Below are 17,228 nucleotides of genomic sequence, written 5' to 3' on the forward strand. Positions count from 1 at the left end.
GCTGCAACTTAAAACGTGCCGTGCTTCTTGAACTCTTGAATGGCGGCGCCCAAAGCGGCGTCGTCTTCCTTGGAGAGTTCTTTCACGTCTTCGATGCGCTGGATCAGGGCTTCGTGCTTGGATTTCAGGAAGTCTTTCAGGGACTTCTCGAAGGACAGCACCTGGCCAACTTCGAGGTCGTCGAGGTGGCCGTTATTGACCGAGTACAGAGCAACGGCGAGTTCCCAAACCTGTTGGGGCTGGTACTGGGGCTGCTTCAGGAGCTCGACCACACGTTTGCCGCGCTCGAGCTGACGGCGCGTCGCGTCGTCGAGGTCGGAGGCGAACTGGGCAAAAGCAGCGAGCTCGCGGTATTGGGCGAGGTCGGTACGAATACCGCCGGACAGCTTCTTGACCACCTTGGTTTGAGCCGAACCACCCACCCGCGACACCGAGATACCGGCGTTAATGGCGGGCCGGATACCGGCGTTAAAGAGGTCGGTTTCCAGGAAGATCTGGCCGTCGGTGATGGAGATCACGTTGGTCGGCACGAAGGCCGAGACGTCGCCTGCCTGGGTTTCGATGATGGGCAGTGCCGTCAGCGAACCAGTTTTACCCTTGATCTCACCCTTGGTGAATTGTTCGACGTAGTGTGCGTTGACACGCGCAGCACGCTCGAGCAAACGGGAGTGCAGATAGAACACATCACCAGGATAGGCTTCGCGTCCGGGCGGACGACGCAGCAGCAGCGATACCTGACGATAGGCCCAGGCTTGCTTGGTGAGGTCGTCGTAGACGATCAGGGCGTCTTCGCCACGATCGCGGAAGTATTCGCCCATAGTGCAACCCGAATAGGCGGCCAGGTATTGCATGGCGGCAGATTCGGAGGCAGCAGCGGCCACGACAATGGTGTATTCCATCGCGCCGTGTTCTTCGAGCTTGCGCACCACGTTGTTGATGGTGGACGCTTTTTGACCAATGGCGACGTACACGCAGGTGACGCCCTTGCCTTTTTGGTTGATGATCGTGTCGACAGCCACGGCTGTTTTACCGGTTTGGCGGTCGCCGATGATGAGCTCGCGCTGACCACGGCCGATTGGCACCATGGAGTCGATTGCCTTCTGGCCGGTTTGCATCGGTTGCGACACCGACTGACGTGCAATCACGCCCGGGGCGACTTTCTCGATGACGTCGGTTTCTTTGGCATTGATCGGGCCCTTGCCGTCGATCGGGTTGCCCAGGGCGTCCACGACACGACCTTTGAGCTCGGGGCCCACGGGCACGGCCAAAATCTTGCCTGTGGTTTTTACCGAATCACCTTCGGACAAGCCGATGTAATCGCCCAGCACCACGGCGCCGACGGAGTCGCGCTCGAGGTTGAGGGCAAGACCAAAGCGATTATTGGGGAATTCGAGCATTTCGCCCTGCATCACATCGGACAGGCCATGGATGCGGGTGATGCCGTCGGTAACGGACACGACGGTGCCCTGCGTGCGGACATCAGTGGATGCGCCCAGGCCTTCGATGCGGCTCTTGAGCAGTTCACTGATCTCGGACGGGTTAAGTTGCATGGTAAGACTCCTGGAATCCTGTTGGTTGGCCCGCCATCATGCGGCCAGCGTATCGCGCAGATTGGCCAAACGGGCCTGCACGGAAGTATCAAGCACATGGTCGCCCACGGCGACGCGTACCCCGCCGATCAGTTCGGGATCAACCGTCACCTGCGACTTGAGTTTTAGGCCAAACTTTTGTTCCAAACCCTTCAGCAGGCCTGCCAGCTGAGTGTCATCCAGCGGAAATGCGCTGGTGATCCGGGCCAGTGCAGTGCCTTCGAGCTGATTGCGAAGCAGCTCGAATTGCTCGGCCACCTGCGGCATCACCTGCACGCGGTCGTTTTCGACCAGCAGGCCAAGCAGGTTGGCTGCCTGTGCCGGAAGAGCGTCAGGCAGCAGGCTGGTGAGCAACTGAATACGCTGGGCGTTGTTCAGGCGCGGATCAGCCATGGCTTCGAGGACATCCGGCTGACCGGCAACCTGCGCCAGTGGCGACAGCACTTCGGACCATGCCTGGAGCCCGCGAGAATCATCACGAACCGCCTGAAACAAGGCCTCGGCATAAGGGCGTGCGATGGTAGATAGTTCAGCCATGACTCACCCTGATCAGAGTTGTGCCTGCAGCTGATCCAACAGATCAGCGTGCACTTTGACGTCGACTTCGCGGCGCAGGATTTGCTCTGCCCCCTTGACGGCCAGCACAGCAACCTCAGCACGCAGTGTTTCGCGTACGCGCTGGGCTTCTTGCAAGGCGTCCTGACGGGCTTGTGCCACGATCCGGGCCTTCTCGGCTTCGGCTTCGCGACGCGCTTCGTCGATCAATTGCGCAGCCTGTTTTTCGGCTTCGGCCAAACGGGCATGGTTGTCCGTTTTGGTTGCAGCGTCCATGAGACTGATGCGAGCCTGCGCCTGGGCGAGGTCGGCTTTGCCTTTCTCGGCGGCAGCCAGACCGTCGGCGATTTTCTGGCGACGATCATCGATTGCCTTCGTCAGGGGTGGCCAGATGAACTTCATCGTAAACCAGCCCAGAACGAAAAACACGATCATCTGGAAAAAGAGAGTCGCGTTTAAATTCACGGTCGTTTCCCTAATTTACCCACTCGTGCCTTGCAGCGATTCTGCAAGGCACTAAACCTGGCCAGCTGTCGTTGTACAACGACGTGCCAGCCCCTGGCCTGCCTTGGCAGGCCTGCGTCATCAACCAACAAACGGGTTGGCAAACGCGAACAGCATGGCCAGACCCACGCCGATCAGGAAGGCTGCGTCGATCAGACCAACCAGCAGGAACATCTTGGTTTGCAGGGTGTTCATCAGCTCGGGCTGGCGTGCAGAGGCTTCGAGGTATTTGCCACCCATCATGCCGATGCCGATGCAGGCGCCAATGGCGCCCAGACCGATGATCAGACCGCAAGCGAGAGCAACGAATGCAACGTTGGTCATAACAACTCCTTGGTAAGTAAACGTTGTTTAGTCAGAAAACAGAAATCAGAAATCAATGGCCTTCGTGTGCCAGCCCGATATACACCAGGGTGAGCATCATGAAGATGTATGCCTGCAGCAGCACGATCAGAATATGGAAGATCGCCCACGCCGAGCCGGCCAGTACGTGCCCGAACGCCAGACTGATGCTGGTTGCATCCGTACTGACCCAAGCCCCCCCGAGCAAGGCGATCAGCATGAACAGCAGCTCGCCTGCATACATATTGCCGAACAGCCGCATGCCAAGAGACACAGTTTTGGCGACGTATTCGATGAGATTAAGCAGCAGATTGAAAGGTGCCAGCACAATGGCGCCTACGCCATGTGCGTGAAACGGAGCCGTGAAGAGTTCTTTGACAAAACCGCCAAGATGCTTGATCTTGAGACCGTAATAAAGTGTAAGCACCAGCACGCCCAGAGACATCCCCATAGGGACGTTGAGGTCGGCGGTGGGCAAAATACGGTGGTAATACAAGGGATCGGCGTGATTTGTGCCCAGGCCTGTCATGCGGAAGATCCAGCCCATGAGATCGACAGGAATGAGATCGAGTGCATTCATCAGGGTGATCCAGAGAAACACGGTAAGCGCCAATGGGGCAGCAAACAAGCGGGATTTCTCGTTGGGAACAATGTTTTTGGCTTCTTCCTGAACCATGCTGACCAGCATTTCTACGGACATCTGGAAGCGGCCCGGCACATCAGTGGTGGCGCGGCGCGCAGCGCGCCATAGAAACCAGACCACAATGGCGCCGGTGAGAATCGACCAGAAGAGAGAGTCGTAGTTGACGACGCCAAAATTGGCGATGATGTCCTGTTTGTGCCCGAGGTTATTCAGGTGCACCAAGTGGTGCTGAATATATTCGGACTGAGGCGTCGTTACTGCGTCGGTCATCGGTAAGCCCTTCAAACGTAATCAAATCATGGCAGGCGGCGCAAGGCCAGCAACACCACATACCCTTTCATGACGCCCAGCAGGCCCAGCAGGAATGCCAGCCAATCAAGCCAGCCCCCCCACTGCCATGCCACCAGAACCACCACCCCAGCTGTCATGAACAGCTTGAGGAACTCACCCCAAAAAAAGGCGAGGGATCCTGGGTGCTTTGGGCCCAAATATCCAAGCAGCAGCCGTAAAGCAAACAGCGCATTGGGTACAAAATAGGCTGCCGCCCCTATCAGAGCGGAAGCCCCTGCGTCTTTTCCTGCCATTCCCCAGGCACCAAGCACCACCAGCATCCCCGTGAATGCCTGCGCTGCCAGCGCCCAATATAGGCCAACTCTTGAACGGTGGAGGATCAGGGCGCGGTCCGTGTCGGTCAGCTTTAGTGCCTGTGGCACCTCACCTGACCCTTCATGCGAGCCGGATGTGGCCTGATCACCCATGTGTATCCGTTCTTGACCAGGCAAGCAGCCGCCTGGTGCGTTAGTCAAACCCGTGAATTATAGCTGTTTTTGAGTGAAGGTTTTGTGCCCCACCTCAAAAGGCGCACCATTTTAACTCAGATTCTTTGCAAATGCGTGGAAGACTTTGCAACAACCAGGGTACTAGTCCATTTATCCGATAAAGGCCGAGGCCCTCAGGCAAACGGCCTAACGTGTCTACCCTATGGGTAGCCAGGCGATTGCTCCGTACGATGTCCCCCATATCAGTTCGTTGCAGCAGTTGAGAGGCGGACAGCAGTTAGAGGGGATACGTCGTGTGTGCTACCAAGTTACAAGTTACAACGTGTTGCGCACTGGCACTGATGAGCACCCTGGCGTGGGCACAGGAGCCAGCAGCCACCGCACCAATGGATCGGGGGCAGATCGACAACGAGCCCCTGCGTGGCCTGCTGATCAACCGAACCATCACTGTGATGGGCTGGGATTTTTACAAAAGTTTCTCGGAAATTTGGCAAGCGTTGTATCCCAACTCTCAGGACACCCTCACTGTCATTGAGCGCCCTACTGCGCAATACGGCAGCGAAATCTGGGTGTCCTATGACAGCCAAACCGTTTACCACACGTTCTTGTCGCCAGCCAGATCGCGGGCACGCCAGGAAAGCAAGACTGCCGTAGCCGCAGTACACGAAAACATCGCAATCATTCAAGCACAGCGCCAATTTGTCCAGGATGCCGACCTGGCGCCCAAGGAGATGTAAATGAATACCCGCATACGCAAAGCTTTGGGCCACCAGGCCACGCGGCAAATCTCTTTGGCTGCGATTGTGTCCACCGCATTTTTAGCCCAGACAGCTGCCGCCGGCCAACTGCTGTACACCCCGGTAAACCCATCGTTTGGGGGCAACGCCCTGAATGGGCCAATGCTGCTTCAAAGCGCACAGGCCCAAAAACGGTACCCCTACCCCATGGACGACTTGGGCATCGACAGCATCGGGCAAATCTTGCAAACAAATAACGGGTTTCTAATCCAGCGGGGCAACAGCTTGTATTGGGTGGATCTTAACGGCAAGGCGCACCCCGTCAATCTGGATGGTTCGGGCACCACCGACCTGCAGATCAACTAGGCCTGAGTCCAGAAACGGGGATATGACATGGATACCTTAACAATGCCGGCTGGTGTTACACGCATTCAGTGGCGCCGCCTGTGTATCGGGGCTCTTGCCTCTCTGACCCTATCGGCCTGCGCACTGCAAAAGCCGATGAACGTGTCTGACGAGGCCCAGCTGACGCCAAAAACACCTTCTGCGGTCAACCTCACGCTCCTGCCCCCACCCGCCCATAAGATTGTGGCTGCTGTATACGGGTTTCGGGACGAAACCGGCCAATACAAACCTTCACCCGACAGCGCGTTCTCTACGGCTGTCACACAGGGCGCAGCATCGATGCTGATGAAGGCCCTGAGAGACTCCGGCTGGTATACGCCAGTAGAGCGCGAAGGCCTGCAGTCCTTGCTGACAGAGCGCCGGGTACTGCGCGCCGTGGATGAGAATCCCAAAAACGGAAACGCCGTATCCGTACCCAGTCTGTTACCCGCGTCCATCATCCTTGAAGGCGGCATCGTCGCCTACGACTCCAACACACGCACCGGAGGCCTGGGTGCCAAGTTCCTGGGTATCGGCCTGTCCACGCAATATAGCGTGGATCAAGTCACCATCAATCTGCGCGCAGTGGATGTCATGACCGGCGAGGTGCTCAACAGCGTTTCCACCACAAAGACCATCTGGTCGTACGAAATCCATCCCAGCTATTTCCGCTTCGTCAATTACTACGACCTGCTGGAAATCGAAGGCGGCTATACACACAACGAGCCCACCCAGCTGGCCGTCAAAGAAGCTATTGACGCGGCCGTGATGCACCTGACGGTTCAGGGTATCAAAGACAAGCTTTGGTCCCTGAAACGCCCCACCGACTGGAACGACCCGGTGCTTCAGCGATATCTGAATGCAGACCGTGACGCCACAGTGACGACAGTGACCCCTCGTCAACCTGCACAGCCGGAAAACGGGGCCACAACTGACAGCAGCGACACCCAGCCCTCATAAGTAGGCAACTGCTCTCGTACTGACTTGGAGTAAACCATGAACACACGGTACCCCCCGATCCAATGGGATCACCTGAAACACAGCGCCACCGCTCTGTTTGCGGGACTGCTGCTGGTAACGACTCCGCTGGTTGGCTATTGCAGCAACCCGGATATGTCCTCGCTGTCCGAATTACCCCCCGCCGAATTAAACGCGTCACCCCTGCATGCAGACACGTATCAGAAAGGCGCCCTGAACAATAGCCATATTACTCAAAGGGGTGCTTCCGCAGCGGCCGCCGTCACACAAGAGGGCGTCAATAACCAGGCCCATATTTCACAAAACGGTGCGAACAATACCGCTGTGTTGGCGCAATACGGCACCGGCAATGACGCATGGATCATGCAAGGTGGCAGCAACAACTCGGGCGACATCACCCAGCAAGGCACTGGCAACCGCGCAAAGCTGGAGCAATACACCAGCAGTGCCCATGCCACCCTAGGCCAGTTTGGCAACTTCAATCAACTGGCGGTCACGCAAACCATCCCAGGCTCGCTGCCTCCAATCATCCAGATTGGCACTGGGCTGAAGTTGAACGTCATTCGCTAAGCATGCGCATGGTTATTCGATCAGTCAGGAACATTCAGTTTTTTCTACAAAACCCGGTACCAAGACCGCTGGGTGGCGTATCTCTCACACAGGTCTTGTTGTCTATAGAGGAGCATCATCATGAAAACTCAACTCTGCGTATTGGCATCCGGTCTTGCCCTGGCCTTCTCTGGCGCAGCAGCCGTTGCCGGCAGCACGGGCAACACGTATCAAGAGGGCTTCGATAACGATGCCACCATTACCCAGGCGTTTAACGGTAATGCATCGGCCCAGATCACCCAGAAGTTCGTGAAGAACGTGGCTGAGGCCACCCAAGACGGCAACTGGCATGGCACAGCCAAGATCGATATTTATCAGGACGGTATCAATAACTACGCTAATGCCAAACAAAAGCATTCCTGGGGTTCCGACTCAAAGATTGTGCAACTTGGTTGGGGCAACAACGCCAACACCACACAAAGCTGGGGCGGCAACCAAACGTCAGACGTCTACCAGCGTGGCTTTGGCAATACCGTCAACGTGACACAAACTGGTTCCAATCTCAGCGCAACCGCGGTGCAGGTTGGTGTTGCCAATACCAGTACCATCACGCAAACAGGCGGCTGGTAAGCAACACGCGCGCAAGCGCTTATGTTCCCCGGTGGGATGCCTGACAAAGGCGACCCACCGGGTTTGCCACTCGGCAACACACGGAAGGCGATCATGATGACCCCGGATATCAATCTGCAAGTGTGGCTTGATACAGTTGGCGGCACACAGCCAGCGATGATCGTCCCGTATGTACAGGGCCCTGAAAACAGCACGCTGCATTACCAGCTAACCGCGACCAAACAAGGCGCCAGCGGCATATCCACGATCCAACAAAGTGGCGATGTGCGATTGCAGGCCAACACCCCCACCGCACTGACACGGTTCTCGCTCTCCGTCGGAGACCAGGACGAGTGCATGATCGAACTGATTCTGTATGCCGGCGGCCAGGCAGCCAGCCATTATCAGTTTGACTGTCCCCAAGCCCAGTAACACATTTATTGATCGCGAGGCTCACCTTGTCTACCCGCTTTTTGCCCATCGTATTTACATTTTGTACGGTATTGGCACTGCCCGACATTGCCATGTGTACCTCGATACAAAAGTACGACATCCTGATACAAGAGGCGCGCACCCATCGGGATGCGCAGCAATGGGATCAGGCCTTGGCGCTATTCAAAGAAGGCGAACAGCAATTTCCACAGCAATCTGCATTCACGCTTGGTTACATCATGACCTTGGCCGATGCCGGCCACACAGATGAAGCAATCCGCCTGGGGCGCCAACTGGTGTCCAGACATCCCGATAGCGCAGACAGCCATCTGGTACTTGACTACGCGTATTACCAAGCACACCGGCCCTACGACGCACTGGAATCCGCCTCTCAGGCATACCGTCTATCGCCAGGCAAAGCATACGTGGTGCGTTCGTATATCCAGGCCTTGCAACGCGCCCGGTTGTCTCAGGCGGCCCTGAATCTGGCCAACACCCACCCGGGGGTTCTTAAGCCGGCTGAAATACGTGCGCTGCAAACAGATGTCGCCGCGCAGCTTACCCGCGCGGCGGCGGCTGAGTCCCGTGGCGAGGAAGACCGATTTTTGGTGGCCGATCAGGCATTGGCAATGTACGACACCCTGATCCCGCAATGGGAAGCCCTTGGGCCCTCTGCCCAGCCACAACTGAACCGCGCCAAGGCAGACCGCCTCCAGGCCCTGCAAGAACGTCAGCGTTGGACGGAGGTTGTCAGCAGCTACGAGTCCATGCAGGCTGCCGGCATCCCTATACCCAACTATGCACTGGGCGACGTCGCTGCGGCGTATCTGGCATTGCATCAACCCGAGAAAGCGGCACCACTCTTTGAAAAATCACTGGCTGCCTCCGCGGAAGCCCGCCCATCCGCAGACGTGCTGACCGATACCACCGGCCTGTTTTACGCCCTGACCGAATCCGGGCGCTATGCCACCGCCAACGAAACGCTGCACAGCCAGGATGACAAGCTGCCAACGTGGATCGTAAACAAGGGAGACCCCAGGCAACGGCCTAATCCACTCAAGCTGGATGTCGCCCAGACTCAGGCGCTGGGGATGCTCTATGAAAACCAGACACGGAAGGCCCAGGCCCAGCTAGATGAAATGGTGGCCGCTGCGCCAGAAAATGCCAGCCTACGCACAGCAAGATCGCAGGTATACATCGCACGGGATCTTCCGCGCGCCGCCGAAAAAGACTTGAAGATTGCTGAAAACCAGACGCCCAGGTCGATCGAGGTTGAGCTCAATCAGGCCTCGGCCGCCATGGACTTGCAAGAATGGGGCCAGGCTGAGCTGCTGCACGACGACCTGATGGCACGCGCGCCCGAAGACATCGCTGTGCAACGGGTCGACCGTGTCTGGAAAGTACACAACATGGCCGAATGGCGGATCACAGCCAGCCGCGGCGTCACCAGCGACAGCCCGGTACTGGGTAGCCACGAATGGAACCTGGATACGGTTTTGTATTCACCCCCCATCAATAAAAACTGGCGGGTGTTTGCAGGCACCGGCTATTCCGAAGCCGATTTTGACGAAGGCACAGGCCATTACAGCTGGACGCGCGCGGGCGCCGAGTGGCGTAGTCGGGATATCACCGCTCAGGCAGAAGTATCAGGCAATCGTTATGGGCACGGCACAAAAACTGGTGCAGCTGCCACTATTTTTGTGGATCTCAATGACCACTGGCAAGTAGGGGCCGGTGCTGCCTGGCGCTCTCGCGAAACCCCTCTGAGGGCCCTGAAAAACGACATTACCTCGAACAGCCTGCAGGCTTCCTTGCGCTGGCGTGGCGACGAGCGCCGTGAATGGACGTTATCAGTAACGCCCTCGTTTTTCTCGGATGGGAATAACCGGCTGGAAGCCCGACTGAATGGCCGCCAGCGCCTGTACACAACTCCCACCATCAAGCTGGACGCCTTGTTCGAGATCTCTGCGTCGCATAACTCGCACGACGACAACGCAAATTACTTCAATCCGAAGTCAGACCTCACGGTTGTACCGGCCTTGCAACTTACCCACACCCTATATCAGCGCTACGAGAAAACCTGGGAGCAGCAGTTTTTGCTGGGAGCAGGTACGTACGCACAACAGCACCATGGCACCGGGGCGATCATCACGGTGGGCTATGGGCAACGCTATCGCTATAACGACGTGCTGGACGTCGGCTTCATGGTAACCGGCACCTCCCGCCCCTATGACGGCCAACGGGAGCGCGACTACAACTTCCTCGTCAATATGACGTACCGGTTTTGACCAGGGAACACGCCATGTCTTCAATTCATACTTTCGCACGGTTTCTGTTCCTGTCCTGCTGCCTGGTGATATTGGCGGGCTGCGCACGCGACATCCCTGCATTCTTGCCCCCTGCCGACCGCCCAATGGAGGCAACCAATCTTCCATGGCCGCATAACCACGTGCTGACGCTGGCCTACCACGACATCGAAGACAGCGACCCCGACCAGACCTTTGTGTCCGTACGCACAGACCTGTTTGTCGCCCAGATGCAATGGCTGCATGACAATGGCTACCAGGCTGTTTCCGTAGATCAGATTCTGGCAGCACGCAACGGCGGTGCAGCCTTGCCGCCAAAATCTGTGCTGCTGACGTTTGACGACGGATTCCGCAGTTTTTACACGCGTGTTTTCCCGATACTGAAAGCCATGAGCTGGCCTGCTGTGTGGGCGCCAGTAGGTAAATGGCTGGATACCCCGCCTGATGAGACAGTCATGTTTGGCAACCAGGCAATACCTAGAAGCCGCTTTGGCACATGGGCACAGGTTCGCGAAGTGGCTCGCTCCGGGCTGGTTGAGATTGGCTCGCACACCAACAACCTGCACTACGGCATCCTGGCAAACCCCCAGGGTAATCGCGAACCCGCCGCAGCCACCCGCCAGTACGATCCGGCTACGCACACCTACGAAACCGAAGCAGCCTACCGGCGGCGCATTGACGCGGACGTGCAAGCCATTACCCGAAAATTACGCGAGATCACCGGCAAGGCACCCCGGGTATGGGTATGGCCTTATGGCGCTGCCAACGGCATTGCCCTCGACATCATCCGCAAACATGGGTATCAGATGGCTCTGACACTGGATGACGGCCTGGGCAATCTGCAGCAACTGATGTCCATGCCACGGGTCTTGATCACCGACTCTCCCGATATGGTTGAATTCGCCCGCACCATTTTGGGCGTAGAGCCAGCACCCATCATCCGGATGGCTCAGGTCGATCTCGATTATGTCTACGACCCCGATCCTGCACAGATGGACAAAAACCTGGGTGTCCTGGTGCAGCGGATTGCAGACATGAAGATCAATACTGTTTTTTTGCAAGCCTACGCTGATCCAAACGGCGACGGACTGGCCCGATCCGTGTATTTTCCCAATCACTGGCTGCCCATGCGCGCAGACCTGTTCAACCGCGCTGTATGGCAGCTACAGACACGAGCCAACGTCAAGGTCTATGCCTGGATGCCTGTGCTGAGTTTCGATCTTGCACCAAACATCCACCGGGTAAGCCGCTGGGATCCCGCCCACCCAGACAATGTGCCGGCACCCGACCCACAGCAATATCAGCGCCTGTCTCCCTTTGATCCTCAGGCAAGAGCAGCGATTGCCGGTTTGTACGCAGACATGGCCGCCAACGCTCCCATCAGCGGGATTCTTTTCCATGATGACGCGATCCTGTCCGACTTTGAGGATGCCAGCCCACCCGCACTGGCGGCCTATCGGCAAGCAGGCCTGCCCGACACCATCCCTGCCCTGCGCAAAGATGCCGACACGTTGCAGCGCTGGACACGATTCAAGAGTCAGAGCCTTATCCAACTAACCAACAACCTCACCCGGCAAGTCAGGGCCATACGCGGGCCCCAGGTAATCACTGCACGCAATATCTTTGCAGAGCCCATTCTCAACCCCGAGAGCGAAACCTGGTTTGCGCAAAACTTCGACGACTTCCTGCAGACCTACGACTGGACCGTTCCCATGGCCATGCCACTGATGGAGCAGGTGCCGGCCGCACAGGCGGACAAGTGGCTTGAGCATCTGGTAGCCACCATCAAACAGCACCCGGGCGCACTCTCGCGCACGATTGTGGAACTGCAGGCCCGCGACTGGAGCCAGCCTAGCCAACCACCTGTCAACGACAACACGCTGACGCGTTGGATGCGCGGCTTACGACTCCAGGGTGTCCCAAGCTTTGGCTTCTATCCCTACGACTTTGGCCAAAACCAGCCCGCGATGGAAGCCATCCGGCCGGCGCTCTCAAACGCCTGGTACCCCTACCACTAAGGAATCCACGACATGACTGACCGACTGTTTGCTTTCCTGATCCTGTGTCTTGTTCTAGGGGCTCCCTTTGGCGCCGCAGCTATCTGGACAACCGACCTGATCCTGGACTTCGTATTCTTTTACCCCTTGTTCATGTCCTGCCTGTGGATGCTTGGCGGCGTGTATTTTTGGCTGCACTGGGAAAGGCACTGGGCGTGGGGCCCGGATGTGCGGCCCCCCGAGCTCAAAGGCAACCCACTGATATCGATTCTGATCCCTTGCTACAACGAGGCCGCACATGGCACGGAAACCATTTTGGCCGCGCTTGACCAGCACTACCTCAACATCGAGGTCATCGCCATCAACGATGGTTCAAGTGATGAAACTGGGGCGATGCTGGATCGGCTGGCCACCACCCACGACCGCCTCCGAGTGATCCACCTCGCACAAAATCAGGGCAAGGCGATGGCGCTGCGCATGGGCGCATTGGCCGCACGCAGCGATTACCTGGTGTGCATCGACGGCGACGCAATCCTCAACCGGGATGCTGTCACCTACCTGGTGGCGCCGCTACTGCAACACCCTCGTGTGGGGGCCGTCACCGGCAACCCACGCATCCGCACTCGATCCACGCTGATTGGCCGTATTCAGGTGGGTGAATTCTCATCCATCGTCGGGCTCATCAAACGCACACAACGTGTGTATGGGCAGGTATTTACGGTATCGGGTGTCGTGGCCGCATTTCGTCGTACCGCACTGGATCGCGTGGGCTACTGGAGCCTGGATATGGTGACCGAAGACATCGATATCAGCTGGAAGCTGCAACGGGATCATTGGTCCATCTTTTTTGAGCCCCGGGCGTTGTGCTGGATTCTGATGCCCGAAACAGTGCGCGGATTATGGAAGCAGCGGCTACGCTGGGCACAAGGCGGCGCCGAAGTTTTCCTCAAGAACATTTCCAATATCTGGTCGTGGCGCCATCGCCGCCTGTGGCCCATGGTGCTTGAGTTCTCCATCTCCTCCATCTGGGCGTTTGCGCTGATCCTGTCAATCGTGCTTTGGGCACTGGGCTTCTTTGTCGACCTACCACCACATATCCACGTCGAAACGCTGATGCCACCAGCATTTACCGGTATGGTGCTGGCCATGGCCTGCCTGATGCAGTTTGGGCTTAGCGTGTTTATTGATCGCCGATACGAGCCTGGCCTGAGCCATTCTCTGTACTGGGTAATCTGGTATCCGCTGGCCTACTGGATGATCAATCTGCTTACGACGCTTTGCAGTTTCCCAAAAGTCATGCTCAAACATCACCGCATTCGGGCGCGCTGGGAAAGCCCCGACCGCGGCATTAAGGCGCCCACACCATGAACATCATCAAAACCCCACGCTCGTGTGTATTTGCCGCGATCGATATGGTTCTCACTGCACTGGCCTGGCTAGGATTTCTGTATCTCTTTGGCGATGGCATCATATCCATCCTCCAGGGAGACACGACTGGCCTGGAAGTACCCCTGGTGTCGCGGCTGCTTCCACAAATGCACTCGCTGGTGATCTACGCCATCGTTGGCGGCAGCCTAGGCATCTTGCTGTTTCTTTGGGCCGACTACAACGCCAACCGCTTTCGCCGGCTGGATCGGCGCAAAGCCCCGGTCGTTCTTCCGTATGAGTCCCTGGCCGCCAGCTTTGGTATCAACCTTGCACAGGTGCAAACCCTGCACAGTAGCCAGACCATCCGTATTCAGCACACTGACGACGGGCGGATCCAGCTGCTGGATTTCGACTCGCTAGGCAAAGCACAGGCGCGTAAAGTAGTGTCAATGAATAGATGAACAGGTCATGTGCCCAGGCATAAAAAATGTTTTTTATATCAAACATTGCTAATTATTACGATCAAATGGACAATAGCAGAGCACTTGCACGTTTAGTTGGGGGGGACATATTACGATGGCCACCGTCACCGTAGTAGAGCCAAATACCTTATTGCGCTTAGGCATACTCAAGCTGCTCCAGCTGCTTGATTGCCCCTTGACGGCTACCGGGATCGACTACACACAGCTGTTTCGGGGCGCTTCAAAACCCGGCGGCACCGATCTCATGCTGCTGTCAGTACCCGATGTCTTTGACCGCATGAAAGAACTGATGGCTGCCGCCCAGCAGGGCTACGCGCCACGCCGCATCTTGCTGCTTTCGGATGCGCAAACCTTGCCTTACTCGCTACTTAATTTTCCACCGGTACTGGCAGGATATATTTCCAAGTATTCATCTCAAGACGTACTAAAATCTTCGGTGATGCTGGTGCTGGCGGGCGGCAAATGTTTTCCGCACCCGCATGCCTGTGCACTGGCTGAGATCGACACTGACACCAATGCCTCATCGCCGGCTGCACCGCGCAGACGCCGCTGGTACGACCACGACACCACGACACAAAGCAGCCAGCCCCCCGAGCCTCAACCCGACAACCTGCTTCGCTCATCTACTCCACCAACCATGGTGTCCGCAGCGCGCCTCCCAGAGCCAGAGCTCACCCAAGTATCCGCCGCTGTGCCGCAAACAGACGACCCAGCAATTACCGCCGAAACCATGGATCGCGAGGCCAATCTGTTGCGCCTCACGCCACGCCAATACCAGGTGCTGGCGTTGCTGGCCAAGGGCTACCCACTTAAAACCATCAGCAAACAACTTAATATTTCAGTGGCTACCGCAAAAACACACACCGAGGCCCTGTACCAGCGGCTATCGGTTAATAGCCGCAATGCAGCTGTCTACGCGGCTATTTCAAGGGGGGCCACGCTGGGCTGGCACGACCCTCGCATGTCTCCGACCGCTTCAGGCAAAGCCTCGTCCAATATCGACGTCTCAACAAACTGACATTGCGCGGCCTGCAGGTGCATTTCAGGCCTCATGCGTGCAGACTGCAGACAAAAACCATCTGGCCAGGGCTCCAGCAGCTTGGCTGGCCACGGCATCAGGCAAGTATCGGGTAATCGGTTTCTTGCATGCCAGCGACTCCGGCAAGGTCTCATCCCGATATACCGACTGCGGCAATACACGCGAACCATATCGGCGATGCCAATCCAGCACAACATCACACTCCAATTGATGGGACGGTTCAAAATCATTGATAAGCAGCAAGGTGCCGGCGTTCATGCCGATTTGCGCCAACAGCACGTGTGCCGCAATATCGGGATGCGCCACCAGCACATCGTGTGTGCTGCGAAACCGCAAGGCAGGCGCCAAACGATTGGGATAGGGAGGACAATCAAACAATACCCAGTCAAATTCGGCATCCAGATCAGGCAACACTTGCAGCCAGAAATCATCGCCACGCAATAAATGGGTTGCCCCAAAGCTTTCGATTGATTTGCGGCCAAAAGGCACCAGCACCAGGTTTTCATTGAGGTCAAACGCCTGCTCACGCCAATCAGATGGAAATGAAGACGCGACCCATCCGTGGCTGTCGACCAGTGGTATGCCAAAATGCAGCCGCAATAAATCGGATGCATTCAGATCCACCAGCAATACCCGTTGTCCCAGCATGGATAGGGCATCACCCAGGATACCTGTCATGGTGGTTGTGCCGCCGCCACCGCGCACTCCGGTCAGTGTCATCAGGTTCATGACACGACTCCCGCAGGCATGCCATCTGCTTGTTTGGTGGGTGACTCATCAGCCAGGAGCTCATCGACTTCAGCCATCAGCGGCCAACGTCGGCAAGCAGACTCAAGCGCCATACGGCGCCTATCATCATGCAGGCTGCCATCCGCAAACATGGTGGTAAGCAACTGAAAAGACTGGCGCCTCGCCTGAGCGCCCGGCGGCTGACCACAGCCGTACGACAGTGGGTTCCTGGCCATTTTTCTCACCTGTGCTCGTGGCTTCAGCCAACAATATTCACAACATTCTGTGTCTAAACACGATAGAGGTTTCAGGCAGGAACGACGAGGGACAGAAGGCTGATCAGCCGTTTGGACTAGACCCACAGAAGGCCACTGGCAGTGCTTATGGGACGATGCCAGCCGCATGGGCTGGCATCAAAACACGCTTAACGGTGTTTAAAGTTGGGCTGACGTTTTTCGACGAAGGCTTTCATGCCTTCTTTTTGGTCTTCGGTAGCAAAGAGGGCATGGAAATTTCGCCGCTCGAAGAGTAGGGATTCGTCGAGCGTGGCCTCAAATGCACGGTTGACACACTCTTTGGCCATCATCACAGCCTGCAACGGCATCGACGCAATCGCAGTAGCGGCATCGAGGGCTTCATCCAGCAGGCGCTCGACAGGCACCACGCGCGCCACCAGCCCTGCCCGCTCGGCTTCCTGTACATCCATCATACGGCCGGTAAGCACCAGATCCATCGCCTTGGCCTTGCCCACAGCACGAGGCAGACGCTGGGTACCGCCATATCCGGGAATAACCCCCAGCTTGATTTCGGGTTGACCAAACTTGGCGTTTTCGGCAGCGATGATGAAGTCGCACAGCATGGCAAGCTCACAGCCACCGCCCAGCGCGTAGCCCGACACCGCGGCAATAATAGGCTTGCGGGCACGCCGCAAGGCATCCCAGTTGCCACCCAAGTAGTCGGCCTGGTAGACATCCATGTAAGTCCAGGCTGACATCGCAGAGATATCAGCACCCGCGGCAAAGGCTTTCTCGCTGCCCGTCAGCACCATGGCACCGATGTTTTCGTCGGCCTCGAAAACCCGCACCGCCGCAGACAGCTCGTCGATGACCTCGTTGCTAAGGGCATTGAGTACCTTAGGCCGGTTTAGCGTCAGCAAGCCCACGCGCCCTCGTACTTCAACCTTGACCAATGCTTCGCTCATGTTGC

20 protein-coding genes are annotated in these 17,228 nt (G+C 57.1%); 11 read left to right on the forward strand and 9 right to left on the reverse strand.

The features are described 5' to 3' along the window. Nucleotides 1–8: 8 nt before the first annotated feature. The 6 genes from atpA to WA928_RS12500 form a co-directional block, all read right to left on the reverse strand. Nucleotides 9–1,550 carry a F0F1 ATP synthase subunit alpha gene (gene atpA, locus WA928_RS12475; protein WP_417275868.1) on the reverse strand — a complete coding sequence of 514 codons (1,542 nt, stop codon included), beginning with the start codon at nucleotides 1,548–1,550 and terminating at the stop codon, nucleotides 9–11. A 36-nt stretch (nucleotides 1,551–1,586) separates the two neighbouring features. Continuing rightward, nucleotides 1,587–2,126, reverse strand: a complete 540-nt coding sequence (locus WA928_RS12480) for a F0F1 ATP synthase subunit delta (protein WP_350380163.1) — start codon at nucleotides 2,124–2,126, stop codon at nucleotides 1,587–1,589. 12 nt (nucleotides 2,127–2,138) lie between these two features. Continuing rightward, on the reverse strand, nucleotides 2,139–2,609 hold the full coding sequence (locus tag WA928_RS12485) for a F0F1 ATP synthase subunit B (RefSeq protein WP_424304089.1): 471 nt from the start codon (nucleotides 2,607–2,609) through the stop codon (nucleotides 2,139–2,141). A 120-nt stretch (nucleotides 2,610–2,729) separates the two neighbouring features. Continuing rightward, the gene (atpE, locus tag WA928_RS12490) at nucleotides 2,730–2,972 is read right to left on the reverse strand and encodes a F0F1 ATP synthase subunit C (protein ID WP_043684944.1); all 243 of its coding nucleotides are present in this window, start codon (nucleotides 2,970–2,972) and stop codon (nucleotides 2,730–2,732) included. A gap of 52 nt (nucleotides 2,973–3,024) precedes the next feature. Beyond that, nucleotides 3,025–3,903, reverse strand: a complete 879-nt coding sequence (atpB, locus tag WA928_RS12495) for a F0F1 ATP synthase subunit A (RefSeq protein ID WP_424304092.1) — start codon at nucleotides 3,901–3,903, stop codon at nucleotides 3,025–3,027. 26 nt (nucleotides 3,904–3,929) lie between these two features. Then, nucleotides 3,930–4,391 (reverse strand): ATP synthase subunit I, encoded by a 462-nt coding sequence (locus WA928_RS12500; RefSeq protein WP_417275866.1) that lies wholly within the window; start codon nucleotides 4,389–4,391, stop codon nucleotides 3,930–3,932. A 362-nt stretch (nucleotides 4,392–4,753) separates the two neighbouring features. Between WA928_RS12500 and WA928_RS12505 the strand changes: the two genes are divergently transcribed. The 11 genes from WA928_RS12505 to WA928_RS12555 all read left to right on the forward strand — a co-directional run bounded on the left by WA928_RS12505 (nucleotide 4,754) and on the right by WA928_RS12555 (nucleotide 15,272). After that, nucleotides 4,754–5,149, forward strand: coding sequence for a curli production assembly/transport protein CsgE (locus WA928_RS12505; protein ID WP_417275865.1), 396 nt, complete (start codon nucleotides 4,754–4,756; stop codon nucleotides 5,147–5,149). Beyond that, the gene (locus tag WA928_RS12510) at nucleotides 5,150–5,515 is read left to right on the forward strand and encodes a curli assembly protein CsgF (protein WP_424304096.1); all 366 of its coding nucleotides are present in this window, start codon (nucleotides 5,150–5,152) and stop codon (nucleotides 5,513–5,515) included. Between the two features lie 27 nt (nucleotides 5,516–5,542). Beyond that, nucleotides 5,543–6,493 carry a CsgG/HfaB family protein gene (locus WA928_RS12515; protein ID WP_417275863.1) on the forward strand — a complete coding sequence of 317 codons (951 nt, stop codon included), beginning with the start codon at nucleotides 5,543–5,545 and terminating at the stop codon, nucleotides 6,491–6,493. A 36-nt stretch (nucleotides 6,494–6,529) separates the two neighbouring features. Next, on the forward strand, nucleotides 6,530–7,081 hold the full coding sequence (locus WA928_RS12520; RefSeq protein ID WP_417275862.1) for a hypothetical protein: 552 nt from the start codon (nucleotides 6,530–6,532) through the stop codon (nucleotides 7,079–7,081). Between the two features lie 120 nt (nucleotides 7,082–7,201). Beyond that, nucleotides 7,202–7,690 carry a hypothetical protein gene (locus WA928_RS12525; RefSeq protein WP_417275861.1) on the forward strand — a complete coding sequence of 163 codons (489 nt, stop codon included), beginning with the start codon at nucleotides 7,202–7,204 and terminating at the stop codon, nucleotides 7,688–7,690. A gap of 93 nt (nucleotides 7,691–7,783) precedes the next feature. Further along, nucleotides 7,784–8,101 carry a curli-like amyloid fiber formation chaperone CsgH gene (gene csgH / locus WA928_RS12530; protein WP_417275860.1) on the forward strand — a complete coding sequence of 106 codons (318 nt, stop codon included), beginning with the start codon at nucleotides 7,784–7,786 and terminating at the stop codon, nucleotides 8,099–8,101. A gap of 26 nt (nucleotides 8,102–8,127) precedes the next feature. Continuing rightward, on the forward strand, nucleotides 8,128–10,389 hold the full coding sequence (gene pgaA, locus WA928_RS12535) for a poly-beta-1,6 N-acetyl-D-glucosamine export porin PgaA (RefSeq protein WP_424304101.1): 2,262 nt from the start codon (nucleotides 8,128–8,130) through the stop codon (nucleotides 10,387–10,389). 14 nt (nucleotides 10,390–10,403) lie between these two features. After that, on the forward strand, nucleotides 10,404–12,425 hold the full coding sequence (gene pgaB, locus WA928_RS12540; protein ID WP_424304104.1) for a poly-beta-1,6-N-acetyl-D-glucosamine N-deacetylase PgaB: 2,022 nt from the start codon (nucleotides 10,404–10,406) through the stop codon (nucleotides 12,423–12,425). Nucleotides 12,426–12,437: 12 nt separating this feature from the next. After that, the gene (gene pgaC / locus WA928_RS12545) at nucleotides 12,438–13,772 is read left to right on the forward strand and encodes a poly-beta-1,6-N-acetyl-D-glucosamine synthase (protein ID WP_424304107.1); all 1,335 of its coding nucleotides are present in this window, start codon (nucleotides 12,438–12,440) and stop codon (nucleotides 13,770–13,772) included. Further along, nucleotides 13,769–14,233, forward strand: coding sequence for a poly-beta-1,6-N-acetyl-D-glucosamine biosynthesis protein PgaD (gene pgaD, locus WA928_RS12550; protein ID WP_424304110.1), 465 nt, complete (start codon nucleotides 13,769–13,771; stop codon nucleotides 14,231–14,233). Before pgaC ends, pgaD begins: the two co-directional genes overlap by 4 nt. Before the next feature lie 115 nt (nucleotides 14,234–14,348). Next, nucleotides 14,349–15,272, forward strand: coding sequence for a response regulator transcription factor (locus WA928_RS12555; RefSeq protein WP_424304113.1), 924 nt, complete (start codon nucleotides 14,349–14,351; stop codon nucleotides 15,270–15,272). A 24-nt stretch (nucleotides 15,273–15,296) separates the two neighbouring features. Here WA928_RS12555 and WA928_RS12560 read toward each other — a convergent pair whose 3' ends face one another. The 3 genes from WA928_RS12560 to WA928_RS12570 all read right to left on the reverse strand — a co-directional run bounded on the left by WA928_RS12560 (nucleotide 15,297) and on the right by WA928_RS12570 (nucleotide 17,223). Continuing rightward, nucleotides 15,297–16,022: a cellulose synthase operon protein YhjQ/BcsQ gene (locus WA928_RS12560; RefSeq protein WP_424304116.1), complete on the reverse strand. Its 726-nt coding sequence runs from the start codon at nucleotides 16,020–16,022 to the stop codon at nucleotides 15,297–15,299. Then, on the reverse strand, nucleotides 16,019–16,258 hold the full coding sequence (locus WA928_RS12565; protein ID WP_424304119.1) for a hypothetical protein: 240 nt from the start codon (nucleotides 16,256–16,258) through the stop codon (nucleotides 16,019–16,021). The genes WA928_RS12560 and WA928_RS12565 overlap by 4 nt, the downstream gene beginning before the upstream one ends. A gap of 188 nt (nucleotides 16,259–16,446) precedes the next feature. Continuing rightward, complete coding sequence (locus WA928_RS12570) at nucleotides 16,447–17,223, reverse strand: enoyl-CoA hydratase (protein ID WP_424304122.1); 777 nt, start codon at nucleotides 17,221–17,223, stop codon at nucleotides 16,447–16,449. Nucleotides 17,224–17,228 lie beyond the last annotated feature (5 nt).

Source organism: Castellaniella sp. (assembly GCF_049651205.1).
GTDB lineage: Bacteria > Pseudomonadota > Gammaproteobacteria > Burkholderiales > Burkholderiaceae_B > Castellaniella.

Coding starts and splice junctions, on each gene's coding strand:
- atpA (WP_417275868.1), bottom strand. CDS start 1,550: ATGCAACTTAACCCGTCCGAGATCAGTGAACTGCTCAAGAGCCGCATC.
- WA928_RS12480 (WP_350380163.1), bottom strand. CDS start 2,126: ATGGCTGAACTATCTACCATCGCACGCCCTTATGCCGAGGCCTTGTTT.
- atpE (WP_043684944.1), bottom strand. CDS start 2,972: ATGACCAACGTTGCATTCGTTGCTCTCGCTTGCGGTCTGATCATCGGT.
- atpB (WP_424304092.1), bottom strand. CDS start 3,903: ATGACCGACGCAGTAACGACGCCTCAGTCCGAATATATTCAGCACCAC.
- WA928_RS12500 (WP_417275866.1), bottom strand. CDS start 4,391: ATGGGTGATCAGGCCACATCCGGCTCGCATGAAGGGTCAGGTGAGGTG.
- WA928_RS12505 (WP_417275865.1), top strand. CDS start 4,754: ATGAGCACCCTGGCGTGGGCACAGGAGCCAGCAGCCACCGCACCAATG.
- WA928_RS12510 (WP_424304096.1), top strand. CDS start 5,150: ATGAATACCCGCATACGCAAAGCTTTGGGCCACCAGGCCACGCGGCAA.
- WA928_RS12515 (WP_417275863.1), top strand. CDS start 5,543: ATGGATACCTTAACAATGCCGGCTGGTGTTACACGCATTCAGTGGCGC.
- WA928_RS12520 (WP_417275862.1), top strand. CDS start 6,530: ATGAACACACGGTACCCCCCGATCCAATGGGATCACCTGAAACACAGC.
- WA928_RS12525 (WP_417275861.1), top strand. CDS start 7,202: ATGAAAACTCAACTCTGCGTATTGGCATCCGGTCTTGCCCTGGCCTTC.
- csgH (WP_417275860.1), top strand. CDS start 7,784: ATGATGACCCCGGATATCAATCTGCAAGTGTGGCTTGATACAGTTGGC.
- pgaB (WP_424304104.1), top strand. CDS start 10,404: ATGTCTTCAATTCATACTTTCGCACGGTTTCTGTTCCTGTCCTGCTGC.
- pgaC (WP_424304107.1), top strand. CDS start 12,438: ATGACTGACCGACTGTTTGCTTTCCTGATCCTGTGTCTTGTTCTAGGG.
- pgaD (WP_424304110.1), top strand. CDS start 13,769: ATGAACATCATCAAAACCCCACGCTCGTGTGTATTTGCCGCGATCGAT.
- WA928_RS12555 (WP_424304113.1), top strand. CDS start 14,349: ATGGCCACCGTCACCGTAGTAGAGCCAAATACCTTATTGCGCTTAGGC.
- WA928_RS12560 (WP_424304116.1), bottom strand. CDS start 16,022: ATGAACCTGATGACACTGACCGGAGTGCGCGGTGGCGGCGGCACAACC.
- WA928_RS12565 (WP_424304119.1), bottom strand. CDS start 16,258: ATGGCCAGGAACCCACTGTCGTACGGCTGTGGTCAGCCGCCGGGCGCT.
- WA928_RS12570 (WP_424304122.1), bottom strand. CDS start 17,223: ATGAGCGAAGCATTGGTCAAGGTTGAAGTACGAGGGCGCGTGGGCTTG.